22 protein-coding genes and 1 pseudogene are annotated in these 21478 nt (G+C 67.9%); 8 read left to right on the top strand and 15 right to left on the bottom strand.

Annotated elements, in window-relative coordinates:
* Positions 1–51 precede the first annotated feature (51 nt).
* Genes A9K58_RS18665 through A9K58_RS18650 form a run of 4 tightly spaced genes read left to right on the top strand, consistent with a single transcriptional unit; the run spans position 52 to position 2776 of the window.
* On the top strand, positions 52–546 hold the full coding sequence (locus A9K58_RS18665) for a TPM domain-containing protein (RefSeq protein ID WP_065200757.1): 495 nt from the start codon (positions 52–54) through the stop codon (positions 544–546).
* A gap of 51 nt (positions 547–597) precedes the next feature.
* Positions 598–1485, top strand: a complete 888-nt coding sequence (gene lgt, locus A9K58_RS18660; RefSeq protein WP_065200756.1) for a prolipoprotein diacylglyceryl transferase — start codon at positions 598–600, stop codon at positions 1483–1485.
* Positions 1482–2276 carry a thymidylate synthase gene (locus tag A9K58_RS18655; protein WP_065200755.1) on the top strand — a complete coding sequence of 265 codons (795 nt, stop codon included), beginning with the start codon at positions 1482–1484 and terminating at the stop codon, positions 2274–2276. The genes lgt and A9K58_RS18655 overlap by 4 nt, the downstream gene beginning before the upstream one ends.
* Before the next feature lie 5 nt (positions 2277–2281).
* Complete coding sequence (locus A9K58_RS18650) at positions 2282–2776, top strand: dihydrofolate reductase (protein WP_065200759.1); 495 nt, start codon at positions 2282–2284, stop codon at positions 2774–2776.
* An 84-nt stretch (positions 2777–2860) separates the two neighbouring features.
* On the opposite strand, the gene A9K58_RS18645 is transcribed toward A9K58_RS18650, so the two are convergent.
* The 10 genes and pseudogenes from A9K58_RS18645 to A9K58_RS18600 form a co-directional block, all read right to left on the bottom strand.
* On the bottom strand, positions 2861–3508 hold the full coding sequence (locus A9K58_RS18645) for a DUF1287 domain-containing protein (RefSeq protein ID WP_065200754.1): 648 nt from the start codon (positions 3506–3508) through the stop codon (positions 2861–2863).
* Entirely contained in the window at positions 3505–4530 is a 1026-nt protein-coding gene (locus A9K58_RS18640; protein WP_065200753.1) for a symmetrical bis(5'-nucleosyl)-tetraphosphatase, read from the bottom strand. The genes A9K58_RS18645 and A9K58_RS18640 overlap by 4 nt, the downstream gene beginning before the upstream one ends.
* A 15-nt stretch (positions 4531–4545) precedes the next feature.
* Complete coding sequence (gene apaG / locus A9K58_RS18635) at positions 4546–4929, bottom strand: Co2+/Mg2+ efflux protein ApaG (protein ID WP_065200752.1); 384 nt, start codon at positions 4927–4929, stop codon at positions 4546–4548.
* 13 nt (positions 4930–4942) lie between these two features.
* The gene (gene rsmA / locus A9K58_RS18630) at positions 4943–5746 is read right to left on the bottom strand and encodes a 16S rRNA (adenine(1518)-N(6)/adenine(1519)-N(6))-dimethyltransferase RsmA (RefSeq protein WP_065200751.1); all 804 of its coding nucleotides are present in this window, start codon (positions 5744–5746) and stop codon (positions 4943–4945) included.
* The gene (pdxA, locus tag A9K58_RS18625) at positions 5743–6723 is read right to left on the bottom strand and encodes a 4-hydroxythreonine-4-phosphate dehydrogenase PdxA (protein ID WP_065200750.1); all 981 of its coding nucleotides are present in this window, start codon (positions 6721–6723) and stop codon (positions 5743–5745) included. The genes rsmA and pdxA overlap by 4 nt, the downstream gene beginning before the upstream one ends.
* A gap of 18 nt (positions 6724–6741) precedes the next feature.
* Positions 6742–8070 (bottom strand): annotated as a pseudogene (locus A9K58_RS18620) (peptidylprolyl isomerase); the annotation flags it as partial.
* Complete coding sequence (gene lptD, locus A9K58_RS18615) at positions 8067–10547, bottom strand: LPS-assembly protein LptD (RefSeq protein WP_081284175.1); 2481 nt, start codon at positions 10545–10547, stop codon at positions 8067–8069. The gene lptD and the pseudogene A9K58_RS18620, both read right to left, overlap by 4 nt.
* A gap of 89 nt (positions 10548–10636) precedes the next feature.
* A complete protein-coding gene (locus A9K58_RS18610; protein WP_065200747.1) occupies positions 10637–11575 on the bottom strand; it encodes a histone deacetylase family protein in 939 nt (312 codons plus the stop codon).
* A gap of 9 nt (positions 11576–11584) precedes the next feature.
* Positions 11585–12139, bottom strand: a complete 555-nt coding sequence (locus A9K58_RS18605) for a cob(I)yrinic acid a,c-diamide adenosyltransferase (protein WP_065200746.1) — start codon at positions 12137–12139, stop codon at positions 11585–11587.
* 8 nt (positions 12140–12147) lie between these two features.
* Positions 12148–12732: a hypothetical protein gene (locus A9K58_RS18600; protein WP_065200745.1), complete on the bottom strand. Its 585-nt coding sequence runs from the start codon at positions 12730–12732 to the stop codon at positions 12148–12150.
* Positions 12733–12841: 109 nt separating this feature from the next.
* Between A9K58_RS18600 and ubiH the strand changes: the two genes are divergently transcribed.
* Positions 12842–14050 (top strand): 2-octaprenyl-6-methoxyphenyl hydroxylase, encoded by a 1209-nt coding sequence (ubiH, locus tag A9K58_RS18595; protein WP_065200744.1) that lies wholly within the window; start codon positions 12842–12844, stop codon positions 14048–14050.
* Complete coding sequence (locus A9K58_RS18590) at positions 14047–15228, top strand: UbiH/UbiF family hydroxylase (protein WP_065200743.1); 1182 nt, start codon at positions 14047–14049, stop codon at positions 15226–15228. Before ubiH ends, A9K58_RS18590 begins: the two co-directional genes overlap by 4 nt.
* A 70-nt stretch (positions 15229–15298) precedes the next feature.
* On the opposite strand, the gene A9K58_RS18585 is transcribed toward A9K58_RS18590, so the two are convergent.
* The 5 genes from A9K58_RS18585 to A9K58_RS18565 all read right to left on the bottom strand — a co-directional run bounded on the left by A9K58_RS18585 (position 15299) and on the right by A9K58_RS18565 (position 19932).
* A complete protein-coding gene (locus A9K58_RS18585; protein WP_065200742.1) occupies positions 15299–15694 on the bottom strand; it encodes an EF-hand domain-containing protein in 396 nt (131 codons plus the stop codon).
* A gap of 51 nt (positions 15695–15745) precedes the next feature.
* A complete protein-coding gene (gene rlmM / locus A9K58_RS18580; protein WP_065200741.1) occupies positions 15746–16813 on the bottom strand; it encodes a 23S rRNA (cytidine(2498)-2'-O)-methyltransferase RlmM in 1068 nt (355 codons plus the stop codon).
* A complete protein-coding gene (locus A9K58_RS18575) occupies positions 16797–17357 on the bottom strand; it encodes a nucleoside deaminase (protein ID WP_065200740.1) in 561 nt (186 codons plus the stop codon). Before A9K58_RS18575 ends, rlmM begins: the two co-directional genes overlap by 17 nt.
* Positions 17358–17474: 117 nt before the next feature.
* Positions 17475–18140, bottom strand: a complete 666-nt coding sequence (locus A9K58_RS18570; RefSeq protein ID WP_065200739.1) for a hypothetical protein — start codon at positions 18138–18140, stop codon at positions 17475–17477.
* Positions 18141–18183: 43 nt separating this feature from the next.
* Entirely contained in the window at positions 18184–19932 is a 1749-nt protein-coding gene (locus A9K58_RS18565; RefSeq protein WP_065200738.1) for a glutamine--tRNA ligase/YqeY domain fusion protein, read from the bottom strand.
* A 179-nt stretch (positions 19933–20111) separates the two neighbouring features.
* On the opposite strand from A9K58_RS18565, the gene A9K58_RS18560 reads away from it, so the two are divergent.
* Positions 20112–20375, top strand: coding sequence for a putative signal transducing protein (locus A9K58_RS18560; protein ID WP_065200737.1), 264 nt, complete (start codon positions 20112–20114; stop codon positions 20373–20375).
* A gap of 30 nt (positions 20376–20405) precedes the next feature.
* Entirely contained in the window at positions 20406–21071 is a 666-nt protein-coding gene (gene msrA / locus A9K58_RS18555) for a peptide-methionine (S)-S-oxide reductase MsrA (protein WP_065200758.1), read from the top strand.
* The last annotated feature ends 407 nt before the right edge of the window (positions 21072–21478 follow it).

The raw sequence follows: 21478 nt of genomic DNA, 5'->3' as shown, positions 1-21478 counted from the left end.
GGGCGGCGGCGGTGGCCGCTCCGGCGGTGGCGGTGCTTCGGGAGGCTGGTGATGATCCAACGTCTATGCCGCCATGTGTTCTCACCTTCGGTCCGTCGGGCCTTCCCGCCCGCGGCGCTGCAGGCAATCACCGATGCGATCGCCGCCGGCGAACAGCGCCATGGCGGGCAGGTGATGTTCGCGGTTGAAGCCGATCTGCCGCTGGCTGCGCTGTGGCGCAACGTCACGCCACGCCAGGCCGCCGAGCAGGCGTTTGCGCGCCTGCGCACCTGGGACACAGCCGACAACAATGGCGTGCTGATCTATCTGCTGCTGGCCGACCATGCGATCGAGATCGTTGCCGACCGGGGCCTGCACGGCCGGGTCAGCCCGGCGCAGTGGCAGCGGGTCTGCACCCACCTGCGCGAGGGGCTGCGCGGCCCCGATGCGGTGGCTGCGCTGCGGGACGCGATCGACGAGGTCTCCAGCCTGCTTGAAGCGCACTTTCCGGCCTCGGCCCGGCCCGACCATGACGGACTGCCCAACACCCCGCAGATCCTCGGTTGAGCCCGGGCGGCACTGGCCCGAGAATAGGCGTTCAACCGCAAGGCGCCTTCCATGATCTATTTCCACGATATCGACCCCATCGCCCTTTCGCTGGGGCCGATCAAGGTGCACTGGTACGGCATCATGTACCTGCTTGGCTTCACCGCAGCCTGGCTGCTGGGCCGCACGCGCATCGCCGCCGGGCGCCTGCCGGGCGTTGATGCCAACGGTTTCTCCGACCTGCTGTTCTACGCCATGCTCGGCGTGGTGCTGGGCGGGCGCATCGGCTACATGCTGTTCTACGCGCTGGGTGACTTCCTGCACAACCCGCTGCTGCTGTTCAAGGTATGGGATGGCGGCATGAGCTTCCACGGCGGCCTGCTGGGCGTGCTCGGCGCCTGCTGGTGGTGGTCGCGCAAGCACCGCCTGCACTTCTTCGACACCATGGACTTCATGGCCCCGCTGGTTCCGCTGGGCCTGGGCTTCGGCCGCATCGGCAACTTCATCGGTGCCGAACTGTGGGGCAAATACACCGACGGTAGCTGGGGCGTGGTGTTCCCGTCCGGCCTGCCGGCCCCGCTGAACCAGCTCGACCACGCCACGCTGCAGGCGCAGTTCGCGACCGGCGCACTGAACCAGTTCGCACGCCATCCCTCGCAGCTGTATGAAGCCTTCCTGGAAGGCCTGGTGATGTTCGTGGTGCTGTGGGCGGTGTCGGCCAAGCCACGTCACCGCTATCTGGTCGGCGGCCTGTTCGCGCTGATGTACGGCCTGTTCCGCTTCGCCGTGGAGTTCGTGCGCATGCCCGACAACGGCATCTACGTGGCCTTCGACTGGCTGACCCGTGGCCAGATCCTCAGCCTGCCGCTGATCGCCTTCGGCCTGGTGCTGCTGGTGATGTCGCGCCGCGCGCCGGTCCTGCAGCCGCAGCTGCCGGTGGCCGCGGAGGGCAAGGCATGAAGGCCTATCTGGACCTGCTCTCGCATGTGCTGGAACACGGTGCGGAGAAGAGCGACCGTACCGGCACCGGCACCCGCAGCGTGTTCGGCTGGCAGATGCGCTTCGACCTCAACGAAGGCTTCCCGCTGGTCACGACCAAGAAGCTGCACCTGCGCTCGATCATCCACGAGCTGCTGTGGTTCCTGAAGGGCGATACCAACATCGGCTACCTGAAGGACAACCAGGTCCGCATCTGGGACGAATGGGCCGACGCGAACGGCGACCTCGGGCCGGTCTACGGCAAGCAGTGGCGCAGCTGGGCCACCGCCGATGGCCGCGAGATCGACCAGATGCAGTGGCTGGTGAACGAGATCAAGCGCAATCCTGATTCGCGCCGGTTGGTAGTCAGCGCCTGGAACGTGGGCGAGCTTCCGCAGATGGCGCTGATGCCGTGCCACAACCTGTTCCAGTTCTACGTGGTGGACGGCAGGCTCAGCTGCCAGCTGTACCAGCGCAGCGGTGACATCTTCCTCGGCGTACCGTTCAACATCGCCAGCTATGCACTGCTGACCCACATGGTGGCGCAGGCCACCGGCCTGGGCGTGGGCGATTTCGTGCATACGCTGGGCGACGCACACCTGTACTCGAACCACTTCGAGCAGGCGCGCGAGCAGCTGTCGCGTGAACCGCGCGCGCTGCCCAAGCTGTGGTTGAACCCGGAGGTGACCGACCTGTTCGGCTTCCAGTTCGACGACATCCGCATCGACGGCTACGACCCGCACCCGGCGATCAAGGCGCCGGTGGCGGTATGAGCGCACTGAAGCTGTCGATGATCGTAGCGCTGGACCGCAACCGTGGCATCGGCCAGGGCAATGCGATGCCCTGGCACCTGCCGGATGATTTCAAGCACTTCAAGGCGCTTACCCTGGGCAAGCCGATCCTGATGGGGCGCAAGACCGCCGAATCGATCGGCCGCGTGCTGCCGGGGCGGACCAACCTGGTGCTGACCCGCAGTGGCCAGGTGCCGTTCGAGGGCATGCGCGCGGTTGCGTCGCTGGACGAGGCGAAGGTGATTGCCGAAAGCGAGGGCGCCGGCGAGCTCTGCATCATCGGCGGCGGCGAGATCTTCCGTCAGTTGCTGGACCAGGCCAGTGACCTGTACCTGACCTGGGTCGATGCTGAAGTCGCCGCCGATACCCATTTCCCCGAGCTGGACGCGCAGGACTGGCAGGAAGTGGGCAGCGAGCCGCACCCGGCTGACGAACGCCACGCCTACGCATTCCGCTTCGTGCACTACGTGCGCCGTCTGTAGAGCCGAGCCATGCTCGGCTGCTGTTGCCGGATACACCCCGGAGCCGAGCATGGCTCGGCTCTACGGAACCGGACGTTGCAACGTTCACGGCATCCGGTAATGCCCGATGATGGCGTGCTGGAACAGCAGGTTCTCCTCGCGCGTGCCGCGCGCGATGTTGTGCAGCACCAGCGGTGTGCCGTCGGCCAGTCGTCGGTCCGAAACGATGCCCACGTGCAGCAGGCCGCTGCCGTTGAGCTTCCAGGCGACGATGTCGCCGGCCGCGTAGTCGGCGGCGAGGGCCGTGATCGGTTGCTGCCAGCCCTGCCGCTCGAACCAGCGCATCAGGTTCGGTACGCGGCGATGATCGATGTTGCGGTCCGGGCGTGACAGTCCCCAGAGGCCCGGGTAGGCGTCGAAGTGGCCCCGCATGTCTTCATGCACGCGCGCCTGCAGGTCCAGGCCCTGGCTGCGCAGCGCACGCACGACCACGTCCGTGCACACGCCGCGATCGAGCGGCACGTCGCCGCCAGGAAAGGCCAGGACCTGATAGGCGGGATCGTAACGGGTAGTGACGCCGATCTGCGCGCGTGCCGCAGCGACCAGTGGAGGCGAAGGGGCCTGGGGCGATGCCGCCGCGTGATCGGCGCCTGCGGCAGCGTTGGGCGCTTGGGACGGACCGGGCTGGCAGCCGCTGGCCAGGGCCATCGTCAGCAGCAGCACCGTCCATGGTGCCCAACCGCGCCGCATCATGCCTGCGGCGGGGTGCTGTTGTTGTTGCCGCCACCGGTGCTGCTACCGGTGCCGCCACCCCGGCGTCGACGCCGGCGAGGGCCACGGTTGCCTGGATTGGCAGCGGCGGTATTGCCGCCGCCCTGTTCCCTGCCCTGTGACGACCCGGCAGGGCGCTCGTGCGCCGGTCGCGCCGGCGGCCGGGCATTGGGTACGGGGGCGGGCACATCGCGGCCCGGCACCTGCACCACGCGCAGTTCGTTGGTGTCGAGCTGCAACGCGGTTAGCTTGCCACCCCACACCGCGCCGGTATCGATGGCATGCACGCCCTGGGTGAGGGTCAGGCCCAGCGCCGACCAGTGGCCGCAGACGATCTTCAGGTCGCGCTCGACCCGGCCCGGCACTTCAAACCAGGGATACAGCCCCTGTTCCTGCGTGCCCGGCGTGCCCTTGTCTTCGATGCCGATGCGCCCGCGCGGGGTGCAGTAGCGCATGCGGGTGAGGACATTGATGATGGCCCGCGAGCGGTCGTAGCCAGACAGGTTCGGCGCCCAGCTGGGCTTGTCGCCGTACATGTTGCGGAACAGCTTGCGGTAGCCGGCGCCGTGCAGCTGCGCCTCGACTTCCGCGGCATGCTTCTCGGCCAGCTGCGTGGTCCATTTCGGCGCCAGGCCCGCGTGTACCATCATCCAGCCCAGCGTGCGGTCCACATGCACCAGCTTCTGCAGCCGCAGCCACTCCAGCAGTTCGTCGCGGTCCTCGGCCTGCACGATGCGCAGCAGGTCCGGGTTGACCTTGCGCTGTTCCTCTTCGGTGCGAGCACCGACAGCCAGCAGTGAAAGGTCATGGTTGCCCAGTACCACCACGCTGTGATCGCGCAGGGAATGCACCAGCCGCAGCGTTTCCAGTGACTGGCCGCCGCGGTTGACCAGGTCGCCGCAGAACCACAGGGTGTCCTGCGCCGGGTCGAAGCGGATCTTCTCCAGCAATCGCTGGGTGACGTCATAGCAGCCCTGCAGGTCGCCGATCGCCCACACACTCATCGTTCGGCCTCCGGGTCAGTGCAGGGTACGCGGGACGGCCAGTACGAACGGTGCGACCGGCGCGGCGAATTCGGTGCCATCGTCGGCGACCATGTCATAGTGGCCCTGCATGGTGCCGTGATCGGTGCCCAGCATGACACCGGACGTGTAACGGAAGTCTTCACCGGGGCGCAGGCGCGGCTGCTCGCCGATCACTCCGTCGCCGTCGACATGCTCGACACGACCATTGGCGTCGGTGATGCGCCAGTGGCGTGCGACCAGGCGTGCGGCGACCTGCCCCCGGTTGTGGATGCGGATCGTGTAGGCGAACGCAAAGCGACCGTCTTCCGGCGCGGATTGATCGTCGAGGAAGCGCGGTGCGACTTCGACGGAAATGGCGTAAACGTCAGCGTCTTCCATACCGGCAGTGTAATCAGGAGGCATTGGCCAAAGCGATGAATTCGGCCACGTCCAATTGTTCGGCTCGGGCATCGGGACGCACGCCGGCGGCAGCGAACTGCTCGGCGGACACGACGTTGTTCAGTGCGTTGCGCAGGGTCTTGCGGCGTTGGCCGAACGCGGCCTTGACCACCTCGGCGAAGCGCGCGTGATCGTGGATGCCGACCGTGGCCGCGTCGCGCGGCACCAGCCGCACCACCGCCGAATCGACCTTCGGTGGCGGCCGGAACGCGCCCGGCGGCACCACGAACAGCGAGGTCACCTGGCAGTATGCCTGCAGCATCACGCTGAGGCGGCCATACACCTTGCTGCCGGGGCCAGCGGCCATGCGGTCGACCACTTCCTTCTGCAGCATGAAGTGCATGTCGCGGATCACCGCGGCATGTTCCAGCGCGTGGAACAGGATCGGCGAGGAGATGTTGTAGGGCAGGTTGCCGACCAGGCGGATCGGCTGGCCGTCGGCCAGCTCGGTGAAGTCCACGCGCAGTACGTCGCGGTGAACGATGGTCAGCGCGCCCAGGGGTTCGGCGGCAGCGGTCAGCGGCGCGATCAGGTCGCGGTCGAACTCGATCACCGTCAGCTTCGGATGCACGCGCAGCAGCGGCAGGGTGATCGCGCCCTGGCCGGGGCCGATCTCGACCAGGCGGTCGCCGTCCTTGGGATTGACCGCCATCACAATCTTGTCGATGTAGTGGCGGTCGGCCAGGAAATGCTGGCCAAGCTGCTTCTTGGCCGGAGCGGTGAACGCCGGGCCGGAGGGGGAATGCGGTGGATTCATGCGCTCAGTTTACGTTGCCGCGCGAGCTGAGCACACAGCGCGGTTGCGGCCTGAAGGCTGGAAGGATCGGCAATGCCACGGCCGGCGAGATCCAGCGCGGTGCCATGGTCCACCGCGACCCGCGGATAGGGCAGGCCCAAGGTCAGGTTCACCGCCTGCTCGAAGCCGGAGTACTTCAGGACGGGCAGGCCCTGGTCGTGATACATCGCCAGTACGGCGTCGAAGCCGGCCAGCTTGGCCGGCAGGAACGCGGTATCGGCCGGCAGCGGCCCGACCAGGTCCATGCCTTCGGCGCGCAGGCGCTGCAGCAGGGGAATGATCAGGTCCAGTTCCTCGCGGCCGAGATGGCCGTCTTCACCAGCATGCGGGTTCAGGCCGAGCACGGCGATGCGGGGCCTGGGCAGGCCGAATTCGCGGTGCAGCGCGGCATGCACGGTACGCAGCGTGTGTTCCAGCCCGGGCGCCGTGAGGGCGTCGGCTACTTCGCGCAGCGGCAGGTGGGTGGTGGCCAACGCGACGCGCACGACGGCGTTGGCCAGCATCATCACCACCTTGACCCCGGCCTGGTCGGCCAGCAGCTCGGTCGTCCCGCTGTAGGCGATGCCGCCATCGTTGATGACCGCCTTGTGCACCGGGCCGGTGACCACACCGTGCAGTTCGCCGGACAGGCAGGCCTGGCCGGCGCCGAGCAGGGCACCGATGACAGCACCGGCATTGGCCGGGTTGGCCTGGCCGAAGTGGCTGGGCACAGCGTTGGCGACAACGCGCAGGCGCAGATCGCCCGGGACGCGGGCGTCAGCATCCTCGGGCAGCAGCTGCAGGGGCAGGTTCAGCGCGGCCGCGGCTGCGCGAAGGGGTTCCGGGTCGGCGAAGGCCAGCAGCCGGCAATCTTCACGCGGCTGCTGGACCAGGCGTACGCACAGCTCCGGGCCGATCCCGGCGGGCTCGCCCGGTACGAGAGCGAGCTCGGGACGCATCGGTCAGGACTGCGGCGGAGTGGCGGTGTTTTCCGCGCGGTCGCCGCTGCGGAAGCTGACGTAGGCCTCGCCACGCAGTTCCTGCAGGAAGCGGTTGTACTCGTCTTCCAGCTTGCGGCGGCCGATCGTCTCGCGGACCTGGGCACGCTGGTTGTCATTGGTCACATCGGTCTGGCGGGTTGCCACGCGCTGCACGATGTGCCAACCGGCATCGGTGCGGAACGGCTGGCTGATGCCACCGTCCTGGATGCCGGTCACCTGCTGGCCAAAGGCCGGGCCGAATGCATCGGCCGGGAACCAGCCCAGGTCACCGCCCTGGCCCTTGCTGTTGTTGTCCTCGGACGACTCCTTGGCCACGCTCTCGAAGTCCGCGCCACCCGCGATGCGGGCGCGCAGGGTATCGATCTTGGCCTTGGCGGCGGCGTCGCTCTGGTGGTCGTCCACGCGTACCAGGATATGGCGGCCGTGGTACTCGGTGACGGTGTGGCTACCGGCGGTGGCGCTGGCATCGCGCACGTCCACCAGCTTCAGCAGCTGGAAGCCGCTGGGGCCACGGATCGGGCCGACCACTTCACCCGGCTTCATCTTTTCCATCAACTGCGCGAACGCGGCCGGGATCTCATCCAGGCTGCGCCAGCCCAGATCGCCGCCTTCCAGCGCGTTGGGGCTGTCGGAATAGCGGACGGCGGCGGCATTGAAGTCCAGCTCGCCCTTGTCCAGCAGCGCCTTCACACCATCGGCCTTCTTCTGGCCGGTGGCGATCTGGTCGGCATTGGCTCCATCGGGGAGCGCGACCAGGATGTGGGCCAGATGGTACTGGTTGCCGACCGTGGCCTGCTGCTTCAGCGCCGCATCGACCTCGCCCTCGCTGACGCTGATGCGACTCTGCGCAAAGCTCTGGCGCAGGCGCTGCACGGTGATTTCGTCGCGCACCGAGGCGCGGAAATCGTTGAAGTCGATGCCGTCCTGGGCCAGTCGCTGGCGCAGGGCATCCAGGTCCGAGCCGTTCTGCTGGGCGATGGCGTTCATCGCCTGGTTCAGCTCCTGGTCGCTGACGCGGATGCCGCTGCCCTGGGCACGGGCCACCTGCAGCTTGACCAGCACCAGGCGCTCCAGCACCTGGCGGCTGAGCACGTCTTCCGGCGGCAGCTGGTTCTCGCGGCCGGCGTACTGCGCCTTGATGTTGGCGATCGCGCGCTGGAGCTCGCTCTGCAGGATCACGTCCTCATCGACGACGGCGGCGATGCGATCCAGCGGCTGCGCCTCCTGGGCAAGCACCTGCAGGGGGGCAGACACGCTGGACACCGCCAGCAGCGAGGCGAGAAGAACGGGGAAGCGCTTGGTCATGGGATCTGATTCGGATCGTAGTCATCCCGGGTCACCCCGGTGTTGCTGGGCGGCACGAGATAGAGGTCGTCGCGGTTGTAGCCGAGGATAGCACGGCGCAGCGTACGGTCCGTGTCCTGGCCGATGGAACTCAGTCCCTTGAGGATGAACTCGACCTGGAGGGCATTGTTCATGTCGCCCTCGCGGTTTCGCACATAGCGACGGGCGATGGCGCGTACGGCCAGGCAGCAGCTGTCCCACTGCACGCCGGCGATGATTTCCAGCGGCGCCTTGTCCTGCAGCGAGTAGTAGTAGCGGCCGACCAGGCTCCAGCGCGCATTCAGCGGGTAGAGGAACGACAGGTCGGCCTGCTCCAGCAGGGTCCGGTCATGCTTGTTGGCGGTGGCCGGGGCACCGGCGTTGATGCGGTAACGATAGCTGAGGTTGATCACGCCATCGTTGGGCATCAGGTAGCGGGCGCGGACACTGGCCAGATCCTCGCGCTTGTACTTCGGGTCCCACTGATAGGTGGCGCCCAGGGTCCAGCGGTCGTTGATCATGTAGTTGCCGTCGGCGATCCAGGCTGACTTGCCTTTCTCCACCGGCGCGCCACCCGGGGTCACGGTCACCCGCGACTCGTCGAAGTACTGGATCTGGCCGATCGCGGCCGAGAACCGCTCCTTGCCGGTGGTCTGGTCGATGAAGCGGGTGCCCAGCGCCAGGGTCAGCTGGTTGGCGTCATTCTGGCGATCCGCGCCGGTGTAGCGCGAGTCGCGGAACAGCTGTCCCCAGCTGAAGGTGAAGTCGCGGGTATCGAAGATCGGCAGTTCGTCCTGGTTGCGATAGGGCGTGCGCAGGTAGAACAGGCGCGGCTCCAGCGTATGCAGGAACGACTTGCCGTGGATCGTGGTCTCGCGGTCGAAGAACAGGCCCGCATCGAGGCTGGCGATCGGCAGGCTGCGGCTGGGCGAGGTGTTGCCGCGCAGCTGCTCCGGCGTGGCCGTTGCCGGGTCGATGCCTTGCGAGACCAGTACGTTGCGACGGATGCTGTCGGCCAGGCCCTGGTCCAGGTCATAGCCGGTGTAGCGGTAGGCCAGGGTCGGCGTGACATACCAGGCCGCACCGCTGATCGGGAATGACACATAGGGTTTCACGTCCAGGCGCGAGCCGCCGTACATGCGCTGGGTCTGGCCATTGCGCGTGTACTGCAGGTCTTCGCCGGCGTCGGCACCGTACTTGAAGTTGATGTCATCGTGGGTGAAGCGCACGGCTTCGGCATAGATGCCGGTCTCCAGCCACGGCATCACCGGTTTGTCCCAGTTGAAATACAGGCGTGGCTGGCGGTTGTAGGGCAGGGCGCGCTCGTCGAGGGTGTAGTCGGTCAGCTGCCAGCGGTCGGCCATGATCCCGGCCGTCCAGTCCCGGCCGGTGCCATACAGCCCGATCGTGCTCTGCAGGTTGGAGGCGGTCACCCCCACCAGGCGGTTGGAGAAGTCCTCGACATAGCGCTCGTCACTGACCCAGGCCAGGCTGGCGCGCGCCTGCCAGTGGCTGTCGACATTGTGGTAGCCGTCGAACATCACCCGGCCACGGTCACGATCGCGCAGCCGGTCATTGGGGAAGTACGAAGTCTGTATCTCGCCGCGGCCGCCGTTGTAGAGGTAGCGGAACTCGTTGTCGAGCATCAGCCCGCGCTCGGTCATGTAGCGCGGGGTCAGGGTGTCGTCGTAGTTCGGCGCCAGGTTGAAGTAGATCGGCTGCGCATAGTCGAAGCCGTTGCGTCCGGACCTGCCCAGCTGGGGAAACAGCAGGCCGGTCTTGCGCCGGTCGTCGATCGGGAACTTGAAGTACGGGGCCCACAGCACCGGCACCTTGCCGATGCGCAGCACGGCATTGCGGGCCGTGCCGAAGCCCTCGTCATTGTCCACTTCGATTTCCGGCGCCGTCAGCTTCCACACCGGTTGCGACGGGTCGCAGGTGGTATAGGTGGAGCGGTGCATCTGCCCGACCGCGCCCTGCAGGTCGACCGATTCGGCATCGCCGTTGCCCCGGCGTGACACCAGCTGGTACTTGATGTCGGAGATCTTGTGGGTGTCGCTTTCCTGGTTGCCCTCGGCGCGCCTGGCGATCATGCGGATCGAGGCGTCCTGGTAACGGACATTGCCATCGGCGATGTAGTTGCCGGTCTCGGTATCGAAGCTGAGCTTGTCGGTGCCGACGAACTGGTCACCGCGGCGCAGCGCGACGTTGCCCTGGTACTGCGGCACCGTGGTGGTGCCCAGCAGCTGGTCACCCTCGATGTCGGTCGGCTGCTGCTCGCGCGCGGCGGCCGCCGTGGCCTTGTCCTGGCCGGGTACCGGGGTGGGGGCGTCGGTGAACGCGGGAATGACGTCGGTCGCCGGGCACAGGCCCCAGTTGAGCGGCTTGTCATCGGCCATCGCCGGCAGGCTGATGGCGATGCTCAGGGGCAGGGGAAGCAGGCGAAGGGCTCGGCGCACGCGGTTCGGATTCGGGCGAAAACGGACGGTAGCTTGCCCCATCCCTTGCATAGGGGCAATGAAGGGCGCCTGGTCCCGCCGGCTTGGGTTCATCCGGTGATGGCCGCGGTGGCCGGCGACATCAGGGCCCGGACATGGGCGACGCTGCATTCGGCCAGGGCCTGGAGGTCATAGCCGCCTTCGAGGATCGAGACCACCCGGCCGGCTGCGTGGCGGCGTGCCAGCGCGTGCAGTTCACGGGTGATCCAGGCGAAATCATCGGTTTCCAGCATCAGGTCGGCCTGCGGGTCGCGCAGGTGGGCGTCGAAGCCGGCCGAGATCATCAGCAGCTGCGGGCGGAAGTCGTCGATGGCCGGCAGCATTTCGTCGGCCCAGACGTTGCGGAAGCGGAACCCGCCGCTGCCCGGAGGCAACAGGATGTTCATCAGGTTGCCGGCACCGCGGTCGCGGCGCAGCCCGGAGTTGGGGAACAGCCCGGCCTGGTGGGTGCTGTAGTAGGAGACCCGCGCGTCGTGCTGGAAGATGTCCTGGGTGCCGTTGCCGTGGTGCACGTCGAAGTCGACCACGGCGATCCGCTCCAGGCCATGGCGGTCGCGGGCATAGGCGGCGGCAATGGCGATGTTGTTGAGCAGGCAGAAGCCCATCGCCGCACTGCTGGTGGCGTGGTGGCCCGGGGGGCGCACCGCGCAGAAGGCCAGCGGGTCCGCACCCAGCATCACCGCATCGACCGCGGCCACGCCCGCACCGGCCGCATGCACGGCAGCGCTGGCTGAGCCCGGCGACGTCCAGGTGTCCATGTCCAGCTGGCGCAATGGCACGGTCTGCGGTTGCAGCACGAAGTCGAGCAGGGCGCTGTCGTGGACCCGGGACAGTTCGCCGAACTTGGCCGGTGGGGCCTCGCGCCACTCCAGCTGGCCGGGGAAGGCGGCATGCAGCGCATCCAGTACGTGCTGCAGGCGCTGCGGGCACTCCGGGTGACCTGGGCCGGGGTCATGCAGAAGGCACGATGGATGGGTGAAGACCAGCATCGTGCCGCCTCAGCGCGGCCGGTGCTGTGGCTGCCACAGCGCCTCGCCGTGGCCGTCGGCCCGGGCCAGCACCCGGGCCAGCACGAACAGCAGGTCCGACAGCCGGTTCAGGTACTGAAGGGCCTCGCTGCGCACGGCTGCGTGGCGGGACAGAGTGACGGTCTCACGCTCGGCGCGGCGGACGATGGTGCGTGCCAGATGGCAGCGTGCAGCGGCTTCGCCGCCCGCCGGCAGGATGAACTCCTTCAACATCGGCAGGTGGGCGTTGTAGTGGTCCAGCTGCTGCTCCAGCGCCGAGACGTCGGCGGCGTGGATCGCGGCGTGGCCGGGGATGCACAGTTCGGCGCCGAGGTCGAACAGCTGGTGCTGCAGATGCACCACCAGCGCGCGCACATCTTCGGGCAGTGCCGTGGCCAGCAGCAGGCCCAGCGCTGCATTGGCTTCATCGACCGTACCGTAGGACGCCACACGGGCGTCATCCTTCGCCACGCGCTGGCCATCACCCAGGCCGGTACTGCCGTCGTCGCCGGTGCGGGTATAGATGCGCGAGAGGCGATGGCCCATGGCGTCGCTCAGTGGCGGATGTCGCGGCGGGCCTGCTGGAGCTTCAGCACCTGCTCCACGGCCAGTTGCAGGGCAGCGGCCAGGGCCACGTAGAGGGCGGTCGTGCGCAGGTACGGGCCGAACCACTGGGCGTAGTTCTGCGCCCAACCGGCCAGGCTCGGCTCGGCCACGTTGCGGCTGGTCCAGTAGAAGCCCCCCTGTGCCAGCAGGTGGCAGGCCGCCACGGAAGCCAGCAGCAGCAGCGTGCCCTTGGCCAGTACCCTCCAGCTCGCGCCCAGGTAGTTGCGGCCCAGCAGCAGGCCACCGGCCCACAGCGAGAAGTACGCAGGCAACAGCAGCCAGTAGCCCGGCGATACGCAGTAGTGCTGCCAGAAATCCAGGCCGCTGCTGCGGATCACGATCCAGTCCACCAGCACCGCGAACGCCATCAGCAGCGGGAACGCCCAACGGGTCCAGCGGGCCAGGTAGAAGCCGCCGATGAAGAACACGGCCCAGGAGGCATCGGGGATCGCCGCGAAGTGGTTGACCCGGGTCGCCGCCAGCAGCAGTACGAGTACGGACAGGACGAAGGCGCGGTTGGCGGTGGCGGACATGGGGGTGGGCCCGGGGGCGGATTCAGGTTTCATTCTAGCCCGCCACGCGGGTTGGCGCAGGCACTCCCCCGTTCGGCGTACAGCCGGGGCGAGCGCGTATCATGAACACATGAGTGAACGACATGACGTGCTGATCGTCGGAGGCGGCCTGGTCGGCGCCAGCCTGGCCATTGCCCTGGACCGCCTGGGCCGCGACGTCGGCCTGCTCGAGGCCAGCCCTGCCGACGGCCTGCCGGCGGTGTTCGACCAGCGCAATCTCAGCTTTGCCGCCGCCACCGTCAATGCGCTGACCGCGCTGGGGGTGATGCAGAAGCTGGCGACGGCACCGGGCCCGATCCGCCGCATCCATGTCAGCCGTGCCGGAGATTTCGGCCGGGTGCAGCTGGAAGCGGCCGATTACGACCGGCCTTGGTTCGGCCAGGTCGTGGTCGCGCGTGATTTCGGTCAAGCGCTGGAAGCGCGACTGCAGGAATTGCCGCGACTGCGTCGTTACCGGCCGGTGCGGTTCCTGGGACTGGGCGAGGTGGTCGACGGCTACCGCCAGGTGCGGGTGGCCGATGAGGCCGGCGAGCGCGTGCTGCTGGCGCGGCTGGTGGTGGGCGCCGATGGCACCAGCAGCGGTGTGCGCGGCGCGCTCGGCATCGAAGTCGACCGCCATGATTTCCAGCAGACCCTGTTCGTGGCCCGCGTGCGCAGCCAGCGCGCGCCGGACGGCACGGCCTGGGAGCGCTTCACCGATACCGGCCCGACCGCCCTGCTGCCGCGCGGTGACCGCCATTTCGGCACCGTGCATGGCGTGGCCCGCGACCAGGCTGATGCGGTGATGGCGCTGGACGATGCGGCCTGGCTGCAGCGCCTGCAGGAGGCGATCGGCTGGCGTGCCGGCCGGTTGCTCGAGTCCGGCCCGCGCAGCGCCTATCCGCTCATCCAGGTGCTGGCGCGCGCGTTGGCCGGTGAACGCGCGGTGCTGCTCGGCAACGCCGCGCAGACCATCCACCCGCTGGGCGCGCAGGGCTTCAACCTGGGCCTGCGCGATGCGCTCACCCTGGCTGAACTGCTGGAGGATGCGCAGGGTGACGCCGGCGGTGACGCGCTGCTGCAGGCCTATGTCGCGCGGCGCGAAGAAGACCGCCGGCAGACGGTGGCATTCTCCGGTGGCCTGGCGCGGTTGACCAGCAACCCGGCGCCACTCATGCGGCCGCTGCGCAGCCTTGGCCTGGTGGCAGCGCAAGGCACCTCCGTGCAGTCGATGCTGGTCGGTGGCGCGATGGGCTTCCGGGGGCAAGTGCCGCGACTGTGCCGTGGGGAGGCTGCATGAGCCGGCGCGCGCGCCTGGATGTGGCCATCGTTGGAGGTGGCGTGGTCGGTGCAGCCTGTGCCTTGGCGCTGGCCGATGCCGGACTCTCTGTTGCACTGGTCGAGGGCCGTGAACCGGCGCCCTGGCAGGCGGCGCAGCCGGACCTGCGCGTGTTCGCCTTTGCCGCTGACAACGTGCAGTTGCTGAACCGCCTCGGCGTGTGGCCGGCGATCGCGCAGGCGCGCGCTTGGCCGTACCGGCGCATGCAGGTCTGGGACGCTGCCGGTGGCGAGGATCTGCTGTTCGATGCTGATCGCTTCGGGCGGCGCGAGCTGGGCTTCATTGTCGAGAACGGGCTGTTGCAGGATCGCCTGTGGGCGGCGCTGCCTGCGGCAGGCGTGCAGCTGCACTGCCCGGCACGGGTGGAAGCACTGGAGCAGGACGAAGAGGGCGTGCGCCTGCGCCTGGATGACGGGCGTCGCCTGGAAGCGGCGTTGGCGGTGGCCGCCGACGGCGCCGAATCGACTCTGCGCCGGCTGGCCGGGATCGAGGTCGAGCGCCATGACTACCAGCAGCGAGGCGTGGTGGCCTATGTGGACAGCGATCTTCCCAACCAGGCCACGGCCTGGCAGCGCTTCCTGCCGGGCGGGCCACTGGCCCTGCTGCCGGTGGCCGAGCACCGCAGCTCGATCGTCTGGACCTTGCCCGAGGACGAAGCGGCACGTGTGCTGGCACTGGACGAGGACAGCTTCAACCGTGAACTGACCCGCGCCTTCGCGGCACGCCTGGGGGAGCTGCGGTTGGCATCATCGCGTGCCGCATTCCCGCTGCGCCGCCAGCTGGCCCGTCACTACGTCGCCGGCCGCGTGCTGGCGCTGGGCGATGCTGCGCATGTGGTGCATCCGCTGGCCGGGCAGGGCGTGAACCTGGGGCTGCGCGATGTCGCCGCCCTGCAGCAATGGCTGGCGCCGTCCGCCGAACGCCGCGGCCAGCCGCGCCTGTCGCCGCAGCGCCTGCAGCGCTGGGCACGCGAACGACGCAGCGACAACCACATCGCCGCCTACAGCTTCGACGCGATCAACCGCCTGTTCTCCAACGACGAAATGCACCTGACCCTGGCCCGCGGCCGCGCGCTGGGCTGCGTCGGCAAGTGGCCGCCGCTGGTGCAGGCATTCTGGAAGCGCGCCGCCGGCGTGTAATGCAAAAAAGGGGACGGAGGGGATTAAGTCGTATGTGCACTTACGACTTAATCCCCTCCGTCCCCTTTTTTCAATCCACCAGCCAACCGGCCAGATCGGCACGGTCCAGCTTGCCGCGGCGCTTCACGTCCAACGCATTGAACTCATCGGCCAGCGCCGGATTCGCCTGCGCCTCCTCGCGGCTGATGAAGCCATCGCGGTTCATGTCCAGGTCGCTGAAGCGGATGCGGTACTGGCCGACCACGCTGGCCGGTTCCAGCGAACGCACCGTCACCTGCGCCTCGCCGGCGGGCTGCGCAATCTCGACGCTGCCAGTGATACGGCCGGCGTTCAACGGCTGCTGCCGGATCGCACCTCCGGTCGGGCCCAGCGGCTGGCTTTGTGCCGGGGTGTGCGGCAATTGCTGGGCCACCGCTGGTGCGGCGGCCAGCAGGGTGATCAGCAGCGGAATCGTTCGATGTCGCATGGATGCTCCTCCCTCTGCAGCGCCGGGGCATGCCCGGCGGACGTGATGGCGTCAGCGCAGTGGCGACGCCAGTACGGTGATTTCCTCGCGGTCGTGATAGAGCTGCTTGGCACGAACCACCAGCGGCTTGCCGGCCTGGTCCTGGAACAGATCCAGGCACAGCCGGGTTTCTTCCCAGCGCTTCTTCATCGGCAGCTTCAGGTTGAAGATCGCGTGCCTGCACCAGCCCTCGCGGAACCAGGTGGCCATGCGCTCGGCCACCCGGCGCGGCTGCTCGACCATGTCGCAGACCATCCAGTCCAGTGGCTGTTCCGGGTGCCAGTGGAAGCCATCGGCCCGCAGGTGCTCGACCAGGCCGGTGTCCAGCACGTGCTGGCGCAGCGGGCCGTTGTCGATGCTCAACACCTGCATGTGCTGGCGGGTCAGTACCCAGGTCCAACCTCCCGGCGCCGCGCCGAGGTCGGCAGCACGCATGCCGGGGCGCACCAGCGCCTCGCGTTCTTCGGGCGCCAGCAGGGTCAGCAGGGCCTCGTCCAGCTTCAGTGCCGAGCGCGACGGCGCTTCGGGCAACAGCTTCAGGCGCGGAATGCCCAGTGCCCACGGCGCGCTGTCGGCCGGGTCGGCCACGCAGACGAAGGCGTGGGTGCCGTCGACGAACACGACGTGCAGGCGCGGCAGGCGGGTGTCCGGCTTGTCGCTGAGCTTGCCGGCCTTGCGCAGCGCCGGACGCAGTGCATTGCCGAAGGCGCGCGCCAGCCCGGACAGCGGCTTGCCGGCATCCGAATCGGGATGCTCCACCCATACGTCGCCGAAGCGCGGCGCATCGGCGAGCACGTCCAGCATCGGCGTGATGCGGTCGCCCGGGTCCAGCTGCGGCAGTTCTGCCAGCACCACCAGCTTCTGCCGCGCGAAGATCAGCTCGCGCCAGCGCAGCCGCGGTGCCAGAGCAGCCGCTTCGTCGCACATGAAAAGCACGTAGCCGTCATTGCGCTGGGTGCGCGCGTAGCCGGCGAAACCGGCTTCGCCGGCGCGGAACTGCAGTTCGCCGGCCAGCTCGGGCTCGAAGCCCTGCCGGCACAGGCAGAGCAGGCCGATGCCGGTTTCAGTAACGGGCGCCATCGCTTTCCCCATAGGCACGCAGCACGCTGCGCGCGGCGTCGCGATGCAGGCCCTGCACCACGTCGATGCCGCGCTTGTTGAGCTCGCCGACCCAATCGGCCGGCAGCGGGCCTTCGTCGAACGGCGTCAGTTCCTCGACGTCGGCCGCGCTGGCACCGATCAGCAGGCGATCGACGCCGGCCCACACCGTCGCGCCGTAGCACTGGCAGCACGGCTGCGAGCTGGTGGCGAGGGTGACCGGCGACAGCACCGCGTTCAGGCGTGGCGTCTGCAGGCGCTGTTGGGCCAGCATGTAGGCCATGTTCTCGGCGTGCGCCAGCGAAGTGGCGTGCGGCATCACCCGATTGACGCCGGCGGCGATCACCTTGTCATCCGGGCCGAACACCACCGCGCCGAACGGGCCGCCGCTGGCGTGCTCGACGTTCAGCCGCGACAGCTCGATCGCCAGCGCGACCTTGGCCTCATCGCCCGGATATCGACGATCCAGGTCGATCTGGTCGTGGATCCAGGCGGGAAGGGTCAGGTGGACTTGCGCGTACAGCATCGCGGGGGTGCCTCGTGTGGATGGGGAAAAGTGCGGTTGCCATGGAAACCGGCGCGCAGTGTATCCGCACCGGCGTGCATCAGGGGTAACCGCGAGGGCGATGCCTGCCGGGCGGGGTCAGCGTACGGCGCTGGCGTCCAGGGCCTGCAGCTCGGTCCGGTAGCGCTGTGCATCGGACTGCTGCTGTGGATCCTGGCCGTGGTCGCGCAGCCAGGCCTCCAGTTCACGGCGATAGTCCGCGCGGAACCCCGCATTGCCGGGGCTGAAATGCAGCTTGCGTGCGGCCACCTCCACGCGCTCGCGCGCGCTGGCCCGTGCCTGGGCGAGGCCATGTGGCGATTCGTTGGTGAGGATGACGATGTTGCGCGGGAAGCCCGGCGCGTACTTCACGATGAACGGCTGGTCCACGGCCGGAATGCGGATCGCGTTCTCCAGTGGCCACAGCGACGCGGTATTGGTGTGGAACACTACCTCCACGTCGTGCCCTTCGGCAGTGCGCAGCACCGCTTCGTAGCGCCAGATGTACTGCTCGTTGAGCGTGGAACTGGTCTGCTCGGCCTTGACGATCACCGCTTCGCCGCGCTCGCCCACCATGTTGAGGAAGGCAGCGTTGAGGAAGTGGCCAAGGAAGATGTTGAGCATCGCCAGCGGGAACACCGCGATGGCGTAGCCTGGGAATCGCCGCCGCCACGAGACCAGGCCGGCCAGCAGCATCGCTGAAAAGAACGTCAGCAGCGGATGCTGCGTCAGAAGCCAGAGCAGGGCGGAGAGGGCGGTGATCATCGTCGGGGACGTGCGGGCGCCGTCCTGGCGCCCGCGCAGGTCCTCAGGCCGACCAGGTGTCGCGCAGGGTCACGCTGCGGTTGAACACCGGCTTTTCAGCCGTGTGGTCGCGGCGGTCGGCAACGAAGTAGCCGGTGCGCTCGAACTGGAAGGACTGCTCTGGAATGGCGCTGGCTGCAGCCGGCTCGACATAGCCGATGACGGTGCGGCGCGATTCCGGATTGAGGTAGTCGCGGTAGGTCTTGCCTTCCGATTCGTCGTCCGGGTTCGGCACCGAGAACAGGCGGTCGTACAGGCGGATCTCGGCCGGCACGCCATGCACGGCACTGACCCAGTGGATGGTGCCCTTGACCTTGCGGTTGGCGCCTTCCATGCCCGGACGCGATTCCGGATCGAGCCAGCCGCGCAGCTCGGTGATGGTGCCGTCGGCATCCTTGATCACTTCGTCGCAGCGGATGATGCCGGCGCCGCGCAGGCGCACTTCGCCACCCGGTACCAGGCGCTTCCAGCCCTTTGGTGGCACTTCGGCGAAGTCCTCGCGGTCGATCCACACCTCGCGCGTGAACGGTACGTCGCGGCTGCCGAAGCTCTCGTCCTTCGGGTGGTTGCTGAAGGTCAGCAGTTCTTCGTGGCCTTCCGGCAGGTTGGTCAGCACCAGCCTGACCGGATCGACCACCGCCATGCGACGGGGTGCGGCGCCGTCGAGGTCTTCGCGCAGCGCGCCTTCCAGCACGCTGAAGTCGATCAGCGAATTCTGCTTGCTGATGCCCACGCGCTCGGCGAACAGGCGCATCGCGGCCGGGGTGTAGCCACGGCGGCGCAGGCCCTGCAGGGTCGGCATGCGCGGGTCGTCCCAGCCGTCCACCAGCTGTTCGGTGACCAGCGCCATCAGCTTGCGCTTGCTCATCACCGTGTAGTTGATGTTCAGGCGCGAGAACTCGATCTGGCGCGGCTTGGCCGCTTCGCGCGGCAGGCCGGCGTCGACCAGCGGCTGGGTCAGCGCGTCGTCATGGGCGAAATCGACGTTGTCCACGCACCAGTCGTACAGCGGGCGGTGGTCTTCGAATTCCAGCGTGCACAGCGAGTGGGTGATGCCCTCGATCGAATCGCCCAGTGCATGGGCGAAGTCGTACATCGGATAGATCGGCCAGGCATTGCCGGTGTTCTGGTGCTCGACGTGCTTGATGCGGTACAGCGCAGGGTCGCGCAGGTTGATGTTGCCGCTGGCCATGTCGATCTTCGCGCGCAGGGTGCGCGCGCCATCCGGGAATTCACCCGCACGCATGCGGCGGAACAGGTCGAGGTTCTCCTCGACGCTGCGGTCGCGCCACGGCGAGGGGCGGCCCGGCTCGGTCAAGGTGCCGCGGTAGGCGCGCACTTCCTCGGCCGACAGGTCGCAGACATAGGCCTTGCCGTGTTCGATCAGCTTCTCGGCCGCCAGGTAATAGGCCTGGAAGTAGTCCGAGGCGTGGCGCAGCTCGTTCCACTCGAAGCCCAGCCAGCGCACGTCGTCCTGGATCGCGGCCACGTATTCCGGATCTTCCTTGGCCGGGTTGGTGTCGTCGAAGCGCAGGTTGCAGACGCCGCTGAACTCGCCGGCGATGCCGAAGTTCAGGCAGATCGACTTGGCGTGGCCGATGTGCAGGTAGCCGTTCGGCTCTGGCGGGAAGCGGGTCTTGATCGCCTGGTGCTTTCCGCTGGCCAGGTCCTCGCGCACGATCTGGCGGATGAAATCGCGCTTTTCGTGGCTGTCGGCGGGGGTCTCGGGGCTGGCGGGGGTGTGCTCGGACATGAGTCTGGGGCGAAAAAGGGCAGAAAGACCATCAGTCTAGCGCGTACGGGGCGGGGTTGCCCGGTGGGGTATGGGGAGGCCGGCCAGCAGCCGGCACCACCTCACCGCCGGCATCCGCTGTCACCGCCACCATTCAGCCCCCGGGCGTATGCTGGAACCCTGTCCCACGGAGCCGCCGCATGCACATCGTGTACAAGGCCGACAACCTGTTCGACGCCCATCTGGTCAAGCACGCGCTGGAGAACGCCGGCATCCCTGCCTTCGTGTTCGGCGAGCAGCTGCTGGGCGGCATGGGTGAGCTGCCCTTGTTCGGAGTATTGCGGGTCGGTATCCCCGACACAGCACGGCCGCAGGCGGAGGACATCGTGGCCGCGCTGGACTTGGGCCAGGCCGTGATCGACCCCATTTCCGATGCAGACGAATGGGCCGGACAGCCGGCGTAGGAGCGCATCATGTTGGGAATTGGCCAGGGCATCCTCGGCATCGGCGCCTTCAAGCAGCGCCTGCCGCGTCCGGAAGAGGCGCTGCCGGGGCGCGACCAACCGCTGCCGCTGCACAGCAACCAGCACTTCGTGAACAGCCATCCGCTGAAGGACCGTTTTGCCGGCCTGCAGCAGATCCGCTTCGCGCTGGGCTGCTTCTGGGGGGCCGAGCGCAAGTTCTGGACGGAACCAGGCGTGTACAGCACCTCGGTCGGCTATGCCGGCGGCATCACCCCGAACCCGACCTACGAAGAGGTCTGCTCGGGCCTGACCGGCCACACCGAAGTGGTGCAGGTGGTGTTCGACCCTGCAGTGGTGAGCCTGGAGCGGCTGCTGCAGCTGTTCTGGGAAAGCCACGACCCGACCCAGGGCATGCGCCAGGGCAACGACACCGGCACCCAGTACCGTTCGGCGATCCATGCCACGAGCGAGGCCCAGTACGCTGCTGCGCTGGCCAGCCGCGAGGCCTACCAGGCCCAGCTGGACGGCGCCGGCTACGGCCCGATCACCACCGAGATCGTGTATCCGGCACCGGAGTACTACTACGCTGAGGACTATCACCAGCAGTACCTGGCGAAGAACCCGAACGGTTACTGCGGCATCGGCGGCACTGGCGTGAGCTGCCCGATCGGGCTGGATGTGGGGGCGCCGCGCTGACGCGCGGTGGTCCGCCTGCGGCGGGCAACGTCAACGGCTGAAAGCCAAAGCCAAAGCCAAAGCGGCTCTGGTTTGCTGATGGTTTGGCGGGACGGGGGCGGCTGGCAGGACACGCCGTAAACCCATCCCTGGGGGCTCGATGGCGCCATCCATGGCGCCAACGGTCCTGCCAGCCGCCCCCGTCCCACCTTCGACAGTTTCCCGGTGACGGTGGGCAAGAGCAGTGGTTGGTGACGAACTGATGGAAAAGAAAAAGGACGCGGCCTTCGCCGCGTCCTTTTTCTTCAATTCTGCATTGCCTTGTAAGAGCCGAGCCATGCTCGGCTCCGAGCAAGCGAAGCGCGCGACCCGCGTTTGCTCTTCTTTCTTTCTTCCGTGGCGGGCGGCCGCAGGAAACTGTCAGAGGG

The sequence above is a fragment of the Stenotrophomonas maltophilia genome (genome assembly GCF_001676385.1).
GTDB classification, from domain to species: domain Bacteria; phylum Pseudomonadota; class Gammaproteobacteria; order Xanthomonadales; family Xanthomonadaceae; genus Stenotrophomonas; species Stenotrophomonas maltophilia_J.
The sequence above is the reverse complement of the archived record's forward strand: the minus strand, read 5'-3'. Positions and strand labels throughout refer to the sequence as shown.

What these genes read in the sequence shown, in the direction of transcription:
- rlmM (WP_065200741.1), bottom strand. Translation starts at nt 16,813, where the DNA reads ATGGCGCCCGTTACTGAAACCGGCATCGGCCTGCTCTGCCTGTGCCGG.
- lgt (WP_065200756.1), top strand. Translation starts at nt 598, where the DNA reads ATGATCTATTTCCACGATATCGACCCCATCGCCCTTTCGCTGGGGCCG.
- A9K58_RS18610 (WP_065200747.1), bottom strand. Translation starts at nt 11,575, where the DNA reads ATGCTGGTCTTCACCCATCCATCGTGCCTTCTGCATGACCCCGGCCCA.
- A9K58_RS18590 (WP_065200743.1), top strand. Translation starts at nt 14,047, where the DNA reads ATGAGCCGGCGCGCGCGCCTGGATGTGGCCATCGTTGGAGGTGGCGTG.
- A9K58_RS18560 (WP_065200737.1), top strand. Translation starts at nt 20,112, where the DNA reads ATGCACATCGTGTACAAGGCCGACAACCTGTTCGACGCCCATCTGGTC.
- rsmA (WP_065200751.1), bottom strand. Translation starts at nt 5,746, where the DNA reads ATGAATCCACCGCATTCCCCCTCCGGCCCGGCGTTCACCGCTCCGGCC.
- apaG (WP_065200752.1), bottom strand. Translation starts at nt 4,929, where the DNA reads ATGGAAGACGCTGACGTTTACGCCATTTCCGTCGAAGTCGCACCGCGC.
- A9K58_RS18605 (WP_065200746.1), bottom strand. Translation starts at nt 12,139, where the DNA reads ATGGGCCATCGCCTCTCGCGCATCTATACCCGCACCGGCGACGACGGC.
- A9K58_RS18570 (WP_065200739.1), bottom strand. Translation starts at nt 18,140, where the DNA reads ATGATCACCGCCCTCTCCGCCCTGCTCTGGCTTCTGACGCAGCATCCG.
- ubiH (WP_065200744.1), top strand. Translation starts at nt 12,842, where the DNA reads ATGAGTGAACGACATGACGTGCTGATCGTCGGAGGCGGCCTGGTCGGC.
- pdxA (WP_065200750.1), bottom strand. Translation starts at nt 6,723, where the DNA reads ATGCGTCCCGAGCTCGCTCTCGTACCGGGCGAGCCCGCCGGGATCGGC.
- A9K58_RS18665 (WP_065200757.1), top strand. Translation starts at nt 52, where the DNA reads ATGATCCAACGTCTATGCCGCCATGTGTTCTCACCTTCGGTCCGTCGG.
- A9K58_RS18565 (WP_065200738.1), bottom strand. Translation starts at nt 19,932, where the DNA reads ATGTCCGAGCACACCCCCGCCAGCCCCGAGACCCCCGCCGACAGCCAC.
- A9K58_RS18645 (WP_065200754.1), bottom strand. Translation starts at nt 3,508, where the DNA reads ATGATGCGGCGCGGTTGGGCACCATGGACGGTGCTGCTGCTGACGATG.
- A9K58_RS18575 (WP_065200740.1), bottom strand. Translation starts at nt 17,357, where the DNA reads ATGCTGTACGCGCAAGTCCACCTGACCCTTCCCGCCTGGATCCACGAC.
- A9K58_RS18640 (WP_065200753.1), bottom strand. Translation starts at nt 4,530, where the DNA reads ATGAGTGTGTGGGCGATCGGCGACCTGCAGGGCTGCTATGACGTCACC.
- A9K58_RS18585 (WP_065200742.1), bottom strand. Translation starts at nt 15,694, where the DNA reads ATGCGACATCGAACGATTCCGCTGCTGATCACCCTGCTGGCCGCCGCA.
- A9K58_RS18655 (WP_065200755.1), top strand. Translation starts at nt 1,482, where the DNA reads ATGAAGGCCTATCTGGACCTGCTCTCGCATGTGCTGGAACACGGTGCG.
- A9K58_RS18600 (WP_065200745.1), bottom strand. Translation starts at nt 12,732, where the DNA reads ATGTCCGCCACCGCCAACCGCGCCTTCGTCCTGTCCGTACTCGTACTG.